Source organism: Corynebacterium bovis DSM 20582 = CIP 54.80, from assembly GCF_030408615.1.
Lineage (GTDB): Bacteria > Actinomycetota > Actinomycetes > Mycobacteriales > Mycobacteriaceae > Corynebacterium > Corynebacterium bovis.
Genome location: NZ_CP047187.1, coordinates 2,247,904 through 2,262,514, shown reverse-complemented (window position 1 = coordinate 2,262,514; position 14,611 = coordinate 2,247,904). Strand labels below are relative to the sequence as shown.

15 protein-coding genes are annotated in these 14,611 nt (G+C 72.9%); 10 read left to right on the top strand and 5 right to left on the bottom strand.

Annotation, left to right across the window (positions count from 1 at the left end; all coding sequences use genetic code 11):
• The first annotated feature begins 62 nt into the window (after nt 1–62).
• The 10 genes from pyrE to CBOVI_RS09245 all read left to right on the top strand — a co-directional run bounded on the left by pyrE (nt 63) and on the right by CBOVI_RS09245 (nt 9,460).
• Nucleotides 63–710: an orotate phosphoribosyltransferase gene (pyrE, locus tag CBOVI_RS09290; RefSeq protein ID WP_010268435.1), complete on the top strand. Its 648-nt coding sequence runs from the start codon at nt 63–65 to the stop codon at nt 708–710.
• 5 nt (nt 711–715) lie between these two features.
• Nucleotides 716–1,576 carry a lysoplasmalogenase family protein gene (locus tag CBOVI_RS09285; protein ID WP_232625719.1) on the top strand — a complete coding sequence of 287 codons (861 nt, stop codon included), beginning with the start codon at nt 716–718 and terminating at the stop codon, nt 1,574–1,576.
• A gap of 47 nt (nt 1,577–1,623) precedes the next feature.
• Nucleotides 1,624–2,316, top strand: coding sequence for a TrmH family RNA methyltransferase (locus CBOVI_RS09280; protein ID WP_029157899.1), 693 nt, complete (start codon nt 1,624–1,626; stop codon nt 2,314–2,316).
• Between the two features lie 170 nt (nt 2,317–2,486).
• Nucleotides 2,487–3,662, top strand: a complete 1,176-nt coding sequence (locus tag CBOVI_RS09275) for a glycoside hydrolase family 76 protein (RefSeq protein ID WP_029157898.1) — start codon at nt 2,487–2,489, stop codon at nt 3,660–3,662.
• A gap of 306 nt (nt 3,663–3,968) precedes the next feature.
• Nucleotides 3,969–5,000 (top strand): class II fructose-bisphosphate aldolase, encoded by a 1,032-nt coding sequence (fbaA, locus tag CBOVI_RS09270; RefSeq protein WP_010269748.1) that lies wholly within the window; start codon nt 3,969–3,971, stop codon nt 4,998–5,000.
• A gap of 62 nt (nt 5,001–5,062) precedes the next feature.
• Entirely contained in the window at nt 5,063–5,494 is a 432-nt protein-coding gene (locus tag CBOVI_RS09265) for a DUF3151 domain-containing protein (protein ID WP_010269745.1), read from the top strand.
• A 43-nt stretch (nt 5,495–5,537) separates the two neighbouring features.
• Nucleotides 5,538–6,797 (top strand): FUSC family protein, encoded by a 1,260-nt coding sequence (locus CBOVI_RS09260; protein WP_010269741.1) that lies wholly within the window; start codon nt 5,538–5,540, stop codon nt 6,795–6,797.
• 199 nt (nt 6,798–6,996) lie between these two features.
• Nucleotides 6,997–7,470: a hypothetical protein gene (locus CBOVI_RS09255; protein WP_010269738.1), complete on the top strand. Its 474-nt coding sequence runs from the start codon at nt 6,997–6,999 to the stop codon at nt 7,468–7,470.
• Between the two features lie 511 nt (nt 7,471–7,981).
• The gene (locus CBOVI_RS09250) at nt 7,982–8,449 is read left to right on the top strand and encodes a hypothetical protein (RefSeq protein WP_010269734.1); all 468 of its coding nucleotides are present in this window, start codon (nt 7,982–7,984) and stop codon (nt 8,447–8,449) included.
• A 543-nt stretch (nt 8,450–8,992) separates the two neighbouring features.
• Nucleotides 8,993–9,460, top strand: coding sequence for a hypothetical protein (locus tag CBOVI_RS09245; protein ID WP_010269730.1), 468 nt, complete (start codon nt 8,993–8,995; stop codon nt 9,458–9,460).
• A gap of 85 nt (nt 9,461–9,545) precedes the next feature.
• Here CBOVI_RS09245 and CBOVI_RS09240 read toward each other — a convergent pair whose 3' ends face one another.
• The 5 genes from CBOVI_RS09240 to CBOVI_RS09220 all read right to left on the bottom strand — a co-directional run bounded on the left by CBOVI_RS09240 (nt 9,546) and on the right by CBOVI_RS09220 (nt 14,525).
• The gene (locus CBOVI_RS09240; RefSeq protein WP_125187383.1) at nt 9,546–10,433 is read right to left on the bottom strand and encodes a 5-oxoprolinase subunit C family protein; all 888 of its coding nucleotides are present in this window, start codon (nt 10,431–10,433) and stop codon (nt 9,546–9,548) included.
• Nucleotides 10,430–11,110: a 5-oxoprolinase subunit B family protein gene (locus tag CBOVI_RS09235; RefSeq protein WP_010274654.1), complete on the bottom strand. Its 681-nt coding sequence runs from the start codon at nt 11,108–11,110 to the stop codon at nt 10,430–10,432. The genes CBOVI_RS09240 and CBOVI_RS09235 overlap by 4 nt, the downstream gene beginning before the upstream one ends.
• Nucleotides 11,111–11,198: 88 nt before the next feature.
• Nucleotides 11,199–12,044: a LamB/YcsF family protein gene (locus tag CBOVI_RS09230; RefSeq protein WP_010274652.1), complete on the bottom strand. Its 846-nt coding sequence runs from the start codon at nt 12,042–12,044 to the stop codon at nt 11,199–11,201.
• Between the two features lie 91 nt (nt 12,045–12,135).
• Nucleotides 12,136–13,440 carry an NRAMP family divalent metal transporter gene (locus tag CBOVI_RS09225; RefSeq protein WP_375781336.1) on the bottom strand — a complete coding sequence of 435 codons (1,305 nt, stop codon included), beginning with the start codon at nt 13,438–13,440 and terminating at the stop codon, nt 12,136–12,138.
• Nucleotides 13,437–14,525: a hypothetical protein gene (locus CBOVI_RS09220; protein ID WP_221190444.1), complete on the bottom strand. Its 1,089-nt coding sequence runs from the start codon at nt 14,523–14,525 to the stop codon at nt 13,437–13,439. The genes CBOVI_RS09225 and CBOVI_RS09220 overlap by 4 nt, the downstream gene beginning before the upstream one ends.
• Nucleotides 14,526–14,611 lie beyond the last annotated feature (86 nt).

Here is a 14,611-nt window from a genome sequence, read left to right as displayed (position 1 = left end):
CTGCGCCGCCCGGCCGTCGACGACCCGCCGGCCGGCGACGGCACCGTCGGAAGGGAACACCAGTGAGCGCAGCGAACGGCCGGGAGACCGACACCGAGACCACCGCCGGGACCGCCGGGACGGCGACCACGTCGGCCACCCCGTCAGGCACCGCGTCGACCCCCGTCCCGGAGGTCGACGCCGAGCGGAAGGCCCGGCTCGCCGAGCTCGTCCGGGACCTCGCCGTCGTCCACGGCCGGGTGACCCTCTCCTCGGGCAAGGAGGCGGACTACTACGTCGACCTCCGCCGGGCGACCCTCCACCGCGAGGCCTCCCCGCTCATCGGCGCGCTGCTCCGCCAGCTCACGGCGGACTGGGACTACACGAACGTCGGCGGCCTCACCCTCGGCGCGGACCCGGTCGCCACCGCGGTCATGCACGCCGGCGACGGGGTCGACGCCTTCGTCGTCCGCAAGGAGGCGAAGAAGCACGGGATGCAGCGCCGCATCGAGGGCCCGGACATCGCCGGCCGCCGGGTGCTCGTCGTCGAGGACACGACGACGACCGGCAACTCGCCGCTCACCGCCGTCGCCGCCGCCCGGGAGGCCGGGGCCGAGGTCGTCGGCGTCGCGACCGTCGTCGACCGGGAGACCGGGGCCCGGGACGTCATCGAGGCCGAGGGCCTGGAGTACCGTCCGCTGCTCGGCCTCGCCGACCTCGGCCTGGAGTGACCGCGGTGAGCCGCAGGAGGATCCTCACCGGCCGCGCGGCCGAGGGCGTCGGTGCCCTCCGCCGCGCCGTGACCCGCCGCCACCCGGCCCGCGTGGCGTACCTCGCGGCGGGGGCGGCGTCCGTCGGCGCGGCCCTCGCCCGCTCCGACCGCACGACCCGCACCGTGAAACCGCTGCTCATGCCGCTGCTCGCGGCGGGGGTGCTGCACCGGGCGGTCGTGCGCGGCGCGGGGCGGGCCGTCACGGGGTCCGACGTCACCTCCCGGACGACGGGCGTGGACGTCGCCCTCGTCACCGCCGGACTCGCCGGCGCGTGGGCCGGGGACGTCGTGCTCATGGGCCCGGGGTCCCGTGCGGCGGACACGCGCGAACGCGCCCGGACGCTCAGCGGCGGGGCGGCGGCGTTCACCGCCGCCCAGGCGGCGCACATCGCGGTGCTCCGCCGGCGGGGCGCGCACCTCACCCGGGGCGCGGTCGTCCGGCGGCTGCCGGTGTGGCTCGCCGGGGTGGGCCTCGCGGCGGTCGCCGCCCCGTCCGCGTTGCCGGCCGTCGCCGGGTACGGCGCGGCGCTCGCGGTGACCTCCGCCCTCGCGGCCGACCCGACGCTGCGCCGCGGCTCGGGCGGCGCCCCGGCGACCGGCCGGCCGACCGACCCGTCGCGGGGCCTCGCGCCCGGTGGGGTGCTGTTCATCGTCTCGGACGGGCTCATCCTGGCCCGGCTCGCCCTGCACCGGGTGGGGTCCTCCGCCGGGTCGGGGGCACGGGGGTCCCGGGGGGTCGACGCCGTCGACCGCCTCCTCGACGGCACCGTCATGGCGACGTACGTCGTCGCCCAGATGCTCCTCGTCGACGGGGAGACCGAGTGAGCGGGGAGGACCCGCAGCGCACGCCCGACCCCGCCCCCGGCGGCCCGCTGACCGGCCCCGACCCCGACCCCGCCACCGGCGGCGAGGCCCCCGGCCCCACCGAATGGCACCCGCACCCGGTGGGCGTCGGCCCCTGGGCGGAGGAGCACCCCGGCGAGCCGGAACCGACCGGCGACCGCTGGGACCCGCAGCTCCTCGCCGAGGGCGACCGGCGCAACGTCGTGGACGCCTACCGCTACTGGACGCGCGAGGCGATCGTGCGGGACATCGACGCGCGCCGCCACCCGCTGCACGTGGCGATCGAGAACTTCGGCAACGACGCGAACATCGGCACCGTCGTCCGCACGGCGAACGCCTTCGCGGTCGACACGGTGCACATCGTCGGGCGTCGCCGCTGGAACCGGCGGGGGGCGATGGTGACCGACCGCTACCAGCACCTCCGGCACCACGCGGACGTCGCCGGGGTGCTGGAGTTCGCCCGCGCGCACGGGCTGACGGTCGTCGCCGTGGACAACACCCCGGGCAGCGTGCCCCTCGAGACGACGGACCTGCCGGAGCGCTGCCTGCTCCTCTTCGGCCAGGAGGGGCCCGGGGTCACGGAGGCGGCCCGCGACGGCGCGGCGCTGACGGTGTCCATCGCCCAGTTCGGCTCGACGCGTTCGGTCAACGCGGGGGTCGCCGCCGGGATCGCCATGCACGCGTGGGTCCGGCGGCACGCGGACCTCCGCGCGGCGTGGTGACGGGCTGTGCGACCGCCGGGGCGCGCCGTCGGGACCGACCCCGGGACCGACCCCGGGACCGGCCCCGGGACCGACGCCGCGCGGCGTGGTGACACCCCCGGTGACCGCCGTGCAGCCCCACCGTCGGGGGGAGATGGAGTTCCCGGAGTTTTTCAGGCACGATAGGTGACGTGCAGGAACGATGGGACCACAGAGCTGACCTCGCCGAGCAGGCGGTGGCCGAGCGTCACGCTGCCCGGCTGTGGGGGATTCCCAGGACGAACCTCGCCGTCATCGCGTGGCCGCCGACCTCCCGGGACAAGATCTTCTTCCGCTGGCACTACTGGTGGCAGGCGCACTACATCGACTGTCAGGTCGACGCCGCGCAGCGCCGCTCCACCCGCCTGCGCCTGGGCCAGATCCGCCGGACGATCCGCGGGATGCGCCTGCGGAACTTCGGCCGCCTCACGGCGAACAACTACTACGACGACAAGGCGTGGCTGGCCCTCGCCCTGGAGCGGACGGAGAACCTGCGGAAGTACGGGACCGTCCGCTACCGCGACGCGCTCGAGGAGAACATCCTCGACGGCATCGACCCGCTCACGGGCGTCCTGCCGTGGCGCAGCAACGAGACGTTCTACAACGTGCCGACGAACGGCCCGGCGGCGATCCTCGCCGCGCGGACCGGGCGGCTCGACGTCGCCCGGCGGCTGACGGACTGGGTGTTCGAGACGCTCATCAACGACGACGGGCTCGTCCTGGACGGCCTGCGGATGCGGATGCACGGCCCGGAGCAGGAGACGGCCGTGCACCCGTACTGCCAGGGCGTGATGATCGGGGCGTGCGTGGAGATCGCCCGCGCGATGCGGGAGGAGGCCGGGGTCGGGCCGGACGAGGTGTCCCCGGTGGGGGTGGAGTACATCACCCGGGCGCAGGGCCTGGTCCGGGCGGTCGCGCGGTCGATGGCGACGCGGGACAACGTCATCGACTGGCGGACCGGCGGCGGCGACGGGGGCCTGTTCAAGGGGATCCTCGCCCGGTACCTCGCGCTCGCGGCGGTCGCGCTGCCCGGGGAGGACCGCAGCACGCGGGAGACCCGGCGGTTGGCGGGGCAGCTTGTCACGGCGTCGGCCGGGTCGGTGTGGATGCACCGGCTGGAGGTCGACGGCCTGCCGGTGTTCCCGTCGGACTGGACCGCGGACGCGGTGCTGCCGCAGTCGGGCGGTCTCGTCGGGGCGACGATCGCGGGGGCGGTGGGGTCCTCGGACATCGCCGAGCGGGACCTGTCGGTGCAGTTGTCGGGGTGGATGCTCATGGAGGCTGCCGCGCAGGTCGCGGCGGCGGAGGACGACGCCCGCACCCGGTGAGCCGCCGGGCCGCCGCCGGGGTGCGGCGGGTGGCTGCCGGGGAGGAGGGGGACGACGGACCCCTCCGCGGCGCGCCCGGTGTGCCGGGGGAGTGCCGGTCACCGATAGGGCGACGCGGCCCCTGCTGATAGGCCACCCCCACGGGGGGAGGGGTGCTGAAGCCGCCCTGACGGGGGTGTTTCGCGACGTCGCGGGCGTGCTGCAGGCATAATCGGGGGTGTCGCGCAGCCGCCGGTCCGTTCGGCGTGCGCAGAGAAGCCACGAGCTCCCGAACAGCTCTCGCCTACAGCTACGGAGGATGACCCCATGCCCATCGCAACCCCCGCCGTCTACCAGGACATGCTGGACAAGGCGAAGGAGAACGGCTACGCCTATCCGGCCATCAACTGCACGTCCTCGGAGACGATCAACGCCGCGCTGAAGGGCTTCGCGGACGTCGAGTCGGACGGCATCATCCAGTTCTCGACCGGTGGCGCGGAGTTCGGCTCCGGCCTCGCGGTGAAGAACATGGTCGCCGGCGCGGAGGCCCTCGCCGCGTTCGCGCACCAGGCGGCGAAGCACTACGGGGTGAACGTCGCCCTGCACACGGACCACTGCCAGAAGGAGAAGCTGGACACCTACGTCCGGCCGCTGCTGGAGATCTCCCGGAAGCGTGTCGAGGCCGGCGAGATCCCGCTGTTCCAGTCCCACATGTGGGACGGCTCGGCCATCCCGATCGACGAGAACCTGGAGATCGCCAAGGGCCTGCTCCCCGCGTGCCGTGACGCGCAGATCATCCTCGAGGTCGAGATCGGTGTCGTCGGCGGCGAGGAGGACGGCGTCGAGGCGAAGGCGGGTGACAACCTGTACACGACCGACGAGGACTTCGCGAAGACCGTCGACGCCCTCGGCACCGGCGAGAATGGCCGGTACCTCCTTGCGGCGACGTTCGGCAACGTCCACGGCGTGTACAAGCCGGGCAACGTCAAGCTCCGCCCCGAGGTCCTGGAGATGGGCCAGAAGGTCGCGACGGAGAAGCTCGGTCTCGACGCGGGCTCGCGGCCCTTCGACTTCGTCTTCCACGGCGGCTCCGGCTCCGAGAAGGAGAAGATCGAGGAGGCGCTGGGTTACGGCGTCGTGAAGATGAACGTGGACACGGACACCCAGTACGCCTTCACCCGCCCGATCGTGACGCACATGTTCCAGAACTACGACGGTGTGCTCAAGATCGACGGCGAGGTCGGCAACAAGAAGGTGTACGATCCGCGCTCGTACATGAAGAAGGCGGAGGCCGCGATGGCCGAGCGCGTGGTCGAGGCCTGCCGCGACCTCCACTCCGCCGGGACCTCGCTGTCCTGACGGCCGGTCCCGACGACCCCGGCGGCGGGGACAGCCGCGACGCAGCGAGCACAGGAGGCACGATGGAACACATCCGCACCGGACGGGACCTGTTCGGGTCCGAGCAGCCGGAGGTGCGGCTCCCCCGGGAGCTCACCACGGCGGTCACGGGGACCGAGGACATCGCCGGGCTCAACGCCCTGGCGGTGAAGGACCCGAAGGACTCCGGCGTGTGGGCGGCCCTCGCCGCCTCCCACCTGGCCGCCGGGGACACGGTCGTGGCCTACGCCTGCGCGCGCACGGGCTACCACCGGGGGCTCGACGCGCTCCGCGCGAACGGCTGGCGGGGCACCGGCCCCGTGCCGTGGGACCATGAGCCGAACCAGGGGGTCCTCCGCGCGATCATGATGCTCTCCGCCGTCGCCCGCGCGATCGGCGAGGAGGACGAGTACATCCGGTGCCTCAACCTCGTGCACGACTGTGACCCGACCGCCGCGGAGAAGATGACCCGGTAGGTCACCGGGGGGAGGGGTCTCGCCGACGTGCGAGAATGACAGGATGTCCGAGTACCGTGACCGCGAGAAGGCCGCCCGCGAACGCCCGCGGCTCCGCGCCTCCGAGGGGGTGCGCGCCGCGGCCGCGAGCCTGCGGCGCATCGCCCCGGTCCAGGGCTGGCACCGGGTGCGGGAGGCGTGGGTCTTCGCCGTCCAGTGCGCCATCGCCGCCGGCCTCGCCCTGTGGTTCGCCACGGACGTCATGGGCCACCAGCGGGCGTTCTTCGCCCCGATCGCGGCGGTGATCAGCCTCGGGGTGTCCGGCGGGACGCGCCTGCGGCGGGGGTTCGAACTCGTCCTCGGCACGGCCGTCGGCATCGGCATCGGGGACGTCATCGTGTCCGTCATCGGCAGCGGCTACTGGCAGGTGGCCGTCGTCGTCCTCGTCGCGATCCTCCTCGCCGTGTTCGTCGACAAGGGGGCGATGGTGCCGACCCAGGCGGCGGGCTCGGCGGTGCTCGTCGCCACCCTCATCCCGCCCGGCACCGCGGGCAACCTCAGCCGGATGGTCGACGCCCTCATCGGCGGTGTCATCGGTCTCATCGTCATGGCCGTCGTCCCCAGCAGTCCGCTGCGGGCCGCCCGCCGGGAGGTGTCCTCCCTCATCAGCAAGGCCGCGCTCGTCCTCGACGACGTCGCCGAGGGCATCGAGGACCGGGACGCCACCCACATCCGCGAGGCCCTGGAGACCGCCCGCGGCACCCAGACCGGGGTGAACGCGCTGCTCAGCGAGGCGTCGGGTGGGCAGGAGATCGTGTCGCTGTCGCCGATCTACTGGACCGCGCGGCGGCACTCGAAGAGCATGACGCGCATCCTCGCCCCCGTGGACAACGTCATGCGGAACTCGCGGGTCCTCGCGCGCAGGGCGGAGCTCATGATCGACGACCGGGAGGAGGTCGACGAACGGATGCCCCGGCTGATCCGGGACCTCTCGGACGCGCTGGGGCACCTCGGCGCCCTGTACGCGCAGGGGGGTTCGCGGGGGAGTCGCCGGCAGCTCGTCGAGATCCCGGACATCACGCGGCGGCTGCAGTTCATCGCGGGGCGGGCCGGCCTGTGGGTCGCGGGGGATTCCGGGTTGTCGGGGCATGTCGTGCTGGCCCAGTGCCGGTCGATCATTGTCGACGCCCTGCAGATCTGCGGCCTGTCGCGGGAGTCGGCGGTGGCCGCGTTGCGGCCGACCGTGGAGCGGCCGAAGCGGCCGCCGGAGGTCTGGGAGGACGGGGAGGACGGGGAGGACGGGGACGGCCCGGGCGGGGCCTGACACCCCGGGGAACCTCAGGGAACCTCGGGGAATCCGCGGAACCCTTGGCGGCTGCAAATGTGCTGCGGTAGGGTGCGGGCACGCCGCCGCGGTGTCCCGGACGTCGGTGCGGCCGCTCCGGTCCGCGCGGGCCGGGGTCACCACAGCTCACCGCCCCGGTCCCCAGGGTCGGGGTCACCACGATTCAGGGAGTCCCACCATGTTGTCCTCACGTGTCACCCGTCTGTCCTCCGCGCTGGCTGCGACCGCCCTGGTTGTGGGCCTCGCGGCACCGGCGACCGCCGCTCCGGCGGCGCAGCAGTCCCCCGCCCCCTCGAAGACGTACTCGGACCCGATCTTCCCGTACTACACCGACTGGGACGGATCGAGGTTCCTTGCGGACGACATCATGCCTAAGGCGGCGATGGCCAAGCTCACGCCGAAGCAGCGGAACGCGCTGCGTTTCGGGCCGACCAGTGCGGCGTCCGCGCAGGCCTGCTACGACAAGTGGAAGTTCGTCGCTGATCCGGGCCCCGGGCCGGTGACGCTGCCCTGGTATTCGATCCGCTGCAACTTTGAGGAGGTGACCGTCGGGGAGTACCTGCAGACGGTCGGTGCGGCGACCGGGGCGTTCATCAGCACCGGGTTCGAGTCGGTCGCGGGGTCGCTGGGCCGCATCGCCGGGTCCCTGTGACCTGACGCGGCGCCACATCCGGCGCCGCGTTCACGGTGTGGTCCGGCCCGAACACCGTCGGCACGCCCGACGGCGGGGCCTGGATCGAGCTTGGGGGGTCAAAGGTCGAACCGGGATAGGGGGGGAGCGCGGTGGGGCGCGCTGACCGGGTCGAGGGGGACCTGCCGTGGAGGGGGAGAGGGATGGATTTCAAGAAGAGTTTGTCGCAAAAGGTTCGACATCTGGCATTAATCACGGGGCCTTCTTCCGCAATATCATTCTGGGTTCTGCGGTGTTGAATTATTGACAGGTGGCGGTTCATTTCTGGTGGGTCGCGGTGGGGTGTGGGCTAGTGGGGAGCAGTTGGCGGGGGTAATGAACTGGTCATTGCCGCTGTTGAGAGCTACCCCCGACGGGACTTTGGGGTGACCGCCGGGGGGGGGGGGGGTGAACATTTCCAAGCAAATTGGCCGTCTGCTGTTGACGTGTCGGAAGTGAAGCCATAGCGTTCGATATGACGAAAGGAGAACTCATGACTGCCATGAGGAAAAGAATGCTCGCGGGATGTGCGTCCCTGGTCGTGGCAGCGGGGATCGGTGTGTCTGCCCCGGCTGCTCACGCTGATGATGTGGATGCGGGTGGGAAGACATATTCGCTTCCGGGTTTCCCGTACTACACGGACAACTACGGCCCGAGATTCCTTGCGGATGACATCATGCCTAAGGTCGCAATGGCCAAGCTCACGCCGAAGCAGCGGAACGCGCTGCGTTTCGGTCCGACCAGTGCGGCGTCGGCGCAGGCCTGCTACGACAAGTGGAAGTTCTACGTTGATCCGGGCTCGGAGTTGACGCCGACAGCCGCTTATCTCATCCGATGCAACTTTGAGGAGGTGACCGTCGGGGAATACCTGCAGACGGTCGGTGTGGCGACCGGGGCGTTTATCGGTGCCGGGTTCGATTCGGTTATGGGATCGTTGGGGCGTATCACCGGGTCCTTGTGACCTGACGTGACTCTCACGCATCCGGCGCTGCGTTCACGGGGATGACGACCACACGTGACGTGGTCGTCACCTTCTGAGTGGCACTCACACGCGGCGGAACCGCACCTCGGTGCCCGGGGCGGCCTAGGTGAGGGCGTCGACGGGCTCCGGGGTCGGGGGGCGTGGTGGGGCACGCTGATCGTGTCAGGGTGTGTGGTGTGCAGGGGCGGAACAGTGGGATCAATTTTGAGAAGATTTGTCGCAATAGGTTCGATATTTCGCTTTGGTCATGAGGCTTTCTCCCGCAATATCATTCTGGGTTCTGCGGTGTTGAATTATTGACAGGTTGCGGTTTGTTTCTGGTGGGTGACGGTGAGGCGCGGGTTAGTGGGTGGTGTAGGAGACGGGGGTAAGAATACGGTCGTTATCGCTGTTGGCGGCTACTCTCGACGAGGTTTTGCTAATCACCGGGGGCGAGCGGGAACATTTTCAAAAAAAATGACCGGAAGCTGTTGACGTATCGGGAGTGAAGCCATAGTGTTTGACATGACGAAAGGAGAACTCATGACTGCCATGAGGAAAACAATGCTTGCGGGATGTGTGTCCCTGGTTGTGGCGGCGGGGATCGGTGTGTCTGCCCCGGCTGCTGTCGCCGCTGATACGGGGACGGGTGGAAGGATCTACTCCCGCCCGGAGTTCCCGTACTACACGGACGTCTACAACATGCGGTTCCTCGCGGACGCGATCATGCCCAAGGCGGCGATGGCCAAGCTCACGCCGAAGCAGCGGAACGCGCTGCGTTTCGGGCCGACGAGCGAGGCGTCCGCGCAGGCGTGTTACGACTCGTGGAAGCCCTACATCGGCCCGATGGACGGCATCCGTCAGCCCATCGCGATCATGCAGTGGTGCAACCTGGAAGAGGTGACCGTCGGGGAGTACCTGCAGACGGTCGGTGCGGCGACCGGGGCGTTCATCAGCACCGGGTTCGAGTCGGTCGCCGGGTCGCTGGGGCGTATCGCCGGGTCCTTGTGACCTGACGCGGCGCCCACATCCGGTGCCGCGTCAGCGAAGCAGGTGACGACCACACGTGACGTGGTCGTCACCTGTGGTGTCGCGTTCACACGCGCCGGAACCGCACCTCGGTGCCCGGGGCGGCCTGGGCGAGGGCGTCGACGGACTCCGGGGTCGCCGCGCCGATGACCGGATAACCGCCGGTCACGGGGTGGTCCGGCCCGAACACCGTCGGCACGCCCGACGGCGGGACCTGGATCGTCCCCCGGACGGTCCCCTCACTCGGCAGCGAGCCGCCGAGCGTCGTCAACGGCGGCCCGTCGAGCCGCACCCCCACCCGGTCGGACTGCGGCGTCACCCGGTACACGCGGGTGTAGAACGTCTCCACCGACTCCGGCGCCACCCGGTCCTCACGGGGACCGGGGACGACGTCCACCACCACCGCCGTCGGACGCAGCGGCGGGAGGAACCCGCCCCGCCGGTGCGGCGGCGCGTCCCCCGCGCCCGCCGGCGGGCCGAGGTGGAGCGGCCCCGGGGCCACCGGCGCCGGGCCGAGCGACCCCAACGTGTCCGTGGAGGCGGAGCCCAGGACGAACGCGGCGTCGACACCCCCGGAGAACGCGACGTACCCGCGCAACCCGGACGTCGCCGTGCCGAGCACCAGCCGGTCCCCGGCGGCGAGCCGGACGACCGTGCGCGTGTGCCCCGGCCGCGCGCGCCCCGCGGCCGGGTGGACGGTGAGCGGGGCGTCGATGCCCGTCACCGCGACCGTCACCGGGCAGCCGGCCGTGACGTCGAGGCCGCCGAGCAGCACCTCCAGCAGCGGGGCGTCCGGCGGGTTCCCCACGGCCACGTTCGCCTGCCGGGCCGACGCCCGGTCGAACGCACCCGACCCCGTGACACCCGTGTCCGCGTGCCCCGGGCGGCCCATGTCCTCGACGAGCGTCAACGGCCCGGTCTCCGCGACGGTCAGCGTGCGGTCGGTGGCGGTCATGCTGTCACCTCTGTGAATCGGACGGTCTGGCCTGCGGTGATGAGGTTCGGCTGCGGGCGGTCGGTGTCCCAGAGCACGGCGTCCGTCGAGCCGATGAGCTGCCAGCCGCCGGGGGAGGACGACGGGTACACCGCCGAGTACCCCGCCGCTACGGCGACCGAGCCCGCCGGGACGGACGTGCGCGGCGTCGGGCGCCGGGGGATGTCCGGGACCGTCGGGGTGGAGCCGTCCGCCCCCGCGACGGGCACGAGGTAGAAGAACCCGGGCGCGAAGCCGCCGAACGCGGCCCGCCACGTCGTGCCCCGGTGCCACTCCCGGAACGCCGCGGGCGTCATCCCCGCGGCCTCCGCCGCCCCGGCGAGATCCGGGCCGTCGTAGCGGACGGGGATCTCCACCTCGTCACCGCCGGCCGTGACCTCCGTCGCGAGCAGGGCCGACCAGTGGGCGGCGATGACGCCGCGCGGGTCCGGCGCGTCCCCGTCGACCGTCACGAGCACCGTCTCCGCGGCGGGGACGAGGTCCACGACCCCGGTCAGCCCGCCGTCCGCGGCGAGGGACCGCAGCCCGGCCGCGACGGACTGGACCGCGGCCCCGGGGTCCGGGGCGTCGGCGAGGTCGACGAGCCAGCCGGTGCGGCCGACGCGGCGGAACACGGGGGAGGGGGTCTCCGGGGGCATGGGGTCCTTTCGTCGGGATGCTGTCGGGGTGCTGTCAGGGGTGCCGTCGGGTGTCGGTCAGGGGGCCGGGGCCCGGGGTGTCGGGGCGTCAGGACCCGGCGGGGGCCGGGGCGTCTCCCGGGGCGGGGCTCGTCGCCTCGCCCGGCGCGGTGACCGTCACCCCGGCGGCGACGAGCGCCTCCCGCACGGTGCGGGACATCTCCACCGCGTGGGGGCTGTCCCCGTGGACGCAGACCGAGTCCACGTCCAGCGCGATGTCCGTGCCGTCGACCGCCGTGACGACACCCTCGGTGACGAGGCGGACCATGCGCCGGGCCGCCTCCGCGGGGTCGTCGATCATCGCCCCCGGCTCCCGTCGTGACACGAGTGTGCCATCAGGGGTGTAGCCCCGGTCGGCGAAGGCCTCCCGGATGACCGGGACCCCCTCGCCCCGGGCGACGTGCTCGACGACCGTCCCGGGCTGCACCATGAGCGCCAGCGGGGCGTGCCGCCCCCGGGCGGCGTTGACCTGCGTCAACGCGGCGACGACCGCGCGGGCCTGCGTCTCGTCCCGGGCGATCGTGTTGTACAGCGCGCCGTGCGGCTTGACGTACCGGACCCGCGTCCCGGCGACGACGGCCGTGAGGTGCAACGCCCCGATCTGGTACACCGCCTCCGCCGTGAGGTCCTCCGGGGCGTACGCCATCGCGCGCCGACCGAACCCCGCCAGGTCCCGGTACGCGATGTGCGCCCCGACCCGCACCCCGCGCGCGGCGGCCCGCCGGCAGCGGTCCGCCATGATCGTCGGGTCGCCCGCGTGGAAACCGCAGGCCAGGTTCGCGCTGGAGACGATGTCCAGCACCGCCGAGTCGTCCCCCGTCGACCACGACCCGAACCCCTCGCCGAGGTCCGAGTTCAGGTCGATGGTGCGGGTGGTCTCCGTGGGGCCGGTCATGGGCTCCTCCTGTCGGTCGTGGTGCAGGTGTGCCGGTCGGGGTCGACGCCGTCCCGTCCATTGTGACACCCGCCGGCCCGTCACGGCGGCCTCAGAGGATCGCGAAGACCTGACCGAACGACCGCACCGCGAGGTACACCGTCACCACCAGCCCGAGGACGCCGAGGACGAGCAGCCACCGCGGGTACCGGTAGCCGTGGAGCAGGTCCCGCGACCGGAACACCGCGACGTACAGCATGATCGCCAGGCCGACCGGCAGGATGAGCCCGTTGAACGCGCCGGCGAAGACGAGCAGCGTCGCCGGGGCGGACCCCATGACGAGGTAGAGCACGAGCGACACGGCGATGAAGACGACCGTCGTCACCGCCTGCCGCCGGTCCCCCGCCCCGCCCCCGCGACGGCGGGTGAGGAACGTCGCCGACGTGTACGACGCCCCGACGACCGAGGACAACGCCGCCGCCCACAGCACGACACCGAACAGGGTCTCCCCGACGTCCCCCGCGACGGCCCGGAAGGCGTCCCCGGCGGGGTTCGTCGTCCCCAGGGACACCCCACCGGCGACGACGCCGAGCACCGCGAGGAACAGCACCGACCGCATGACCCCCGTGACGACGACGCCGACGACCGACGTGCGCGTCACCGACGGCAGGTTCTCCACCCCGCCCTGGCCCGAGTCGAGCATCCGGTGCGCCCCGGCGAACGTGATGTACCCGCCGACCGTGCCGCCGACGAGCGTCACGATCGCGAGGACGTCGACCGTGCCCGGGGCGACGACGTTGCGCACCGCCTCCCCGAGCGGCGGGTGCGACCGCACCGCGACGTACACCGTGAGCGCGATCATCGTGAACCCCAGGCCCACGATCACCCGGTCCATGATCCGGCCCGCCTTCTTCACGAGGAACAGGGCGACGGCGAGCACGGCCGTGACCGTCGCGGCGGTGCGGACGTCGACCCCCGTCGCGGCGTGCGCGCCGAGCCCGGCACCGGCGATGTTGCCGATGTTGAACACGACCCCGCCGACCGCGACCGCGACACCGAGGACCACGCCGAGCCCGGGGACGACCCGGTCCGCCAGCTCGTTCGCGCGCAGCCGCGACACCGCGACGATCCGCCACACGTTGAGCTGGATGACGATGTCGAGCAGCACCGAGACGACGATGACGAACGCGAAGGCCGCCCCGAGCGACGAGGTGAAGCTCGCGGTCTGCGTGAGGAACCCCGGGCCGATCGCCGAGGTGGCCATGAGGAACACCGCGCCGAGCAGGGCGGAGCGGCGGGCGCGCCGGGCGACCCGCGCGGCGGCGGTCGTGGCCGGGCCGGTGGCGGGGGCTGCGGTGCCGGTGGGTTCGGCGGGTGCGGCGTCGGCGGGGGAGGGGCGGCCCTCCGGCGCGCTCACCGGCGCACCACCTGGAGGTCGCCGAGGTGCCGGTAGAACGTCACCGAGGACACGGGCCGCGGGTGACGCACCCCGTCGCGCACGACGGCGAGCTCCACCCCGCCCGCCTGGAGGGCACGGCCGGTGAGGACGTCCTCCGCGTCGACCTCGCCCGGCGGCGCGGGCGGTCGGAGCCGGTCCCGCAGCCGCGACCACAGGCCCGCCCGGGACCCGGCCGCGCCCGACCCCGCGTCCGTGCCCGCGCCGGCGCCGGCGGCCCACCGCGACGGCGTCGTCAACCGCACCGCCGCGATACCCGGCGCGCCCGGCATCGGCACGAGGCGCACGCCGTACGCCCCGCGCCGCGGGCGCCGCGACGACCCGGTCGCGTCGTGCATGAACAGGGTGTCGCTGTCGACGATCGCCTCCCCGGTCATCTCGCCCGGGGTGGGGGAGGACCCGTCGAAGACCTCCGCCGCGCCGAGGGTCACCGTGCCGTTGTCGTCGCGGACGAGCACCGTCGGTGTCGTCGGCGCGGTGAGGGCCTCGGCGAGGAGCGCGCCGACCGGGGCGTCGAGCCCCCAGGTCGCGGCGATGACCGACGGCCCGGGGCCGACGGGCACGTACCCGACCTCGATCCACAGGGCGTCGATGCGCATGAGTTTCGTGACGACCGCGTTGCAGGCGGCGTCGTCACCGATGACGACGACGCGCACCGTCGTGTCCGGGACCTGCGGCGCGGGGACCGGCTCGGCGAGGTGGGGCACGTCCGGCCGGGCGGCGAGGTCCGCGAGCGAAGGGGTGTCGTCCTCCCCGAGCGCCGCGGCCGCGAGGTCGCCGAGGAACGCGAGGTCGCGGCGGCCGGGGACGGCGGGCAGGTCGTGGACCGTCACCGTGCCCGTGAACGCGTCGGGCACGCCGGTGACCGTGGTGGGCGCGGCGGGGTCGGCGCCGGGGTCCGCGCCGGGGTCCGCGCCCGGCACGTCGACGGCCCGGGCCGCCGTGCCGCAGCGCAGGATCTCCGTGCGTCGTCCACGGTCCCCCCCTGATGTGCCCCCCGCGGGCGGGGAGGTCCGCCCGGCTGATCCGCTCGTCGTACCAGTCATGGGGGGTACTGTACCGCCGGACCGGGGCACCCTGCCCGGCCGCACACCGGATGGACCGCTCTGTCCACCGGGAGGGACGGTCGGGA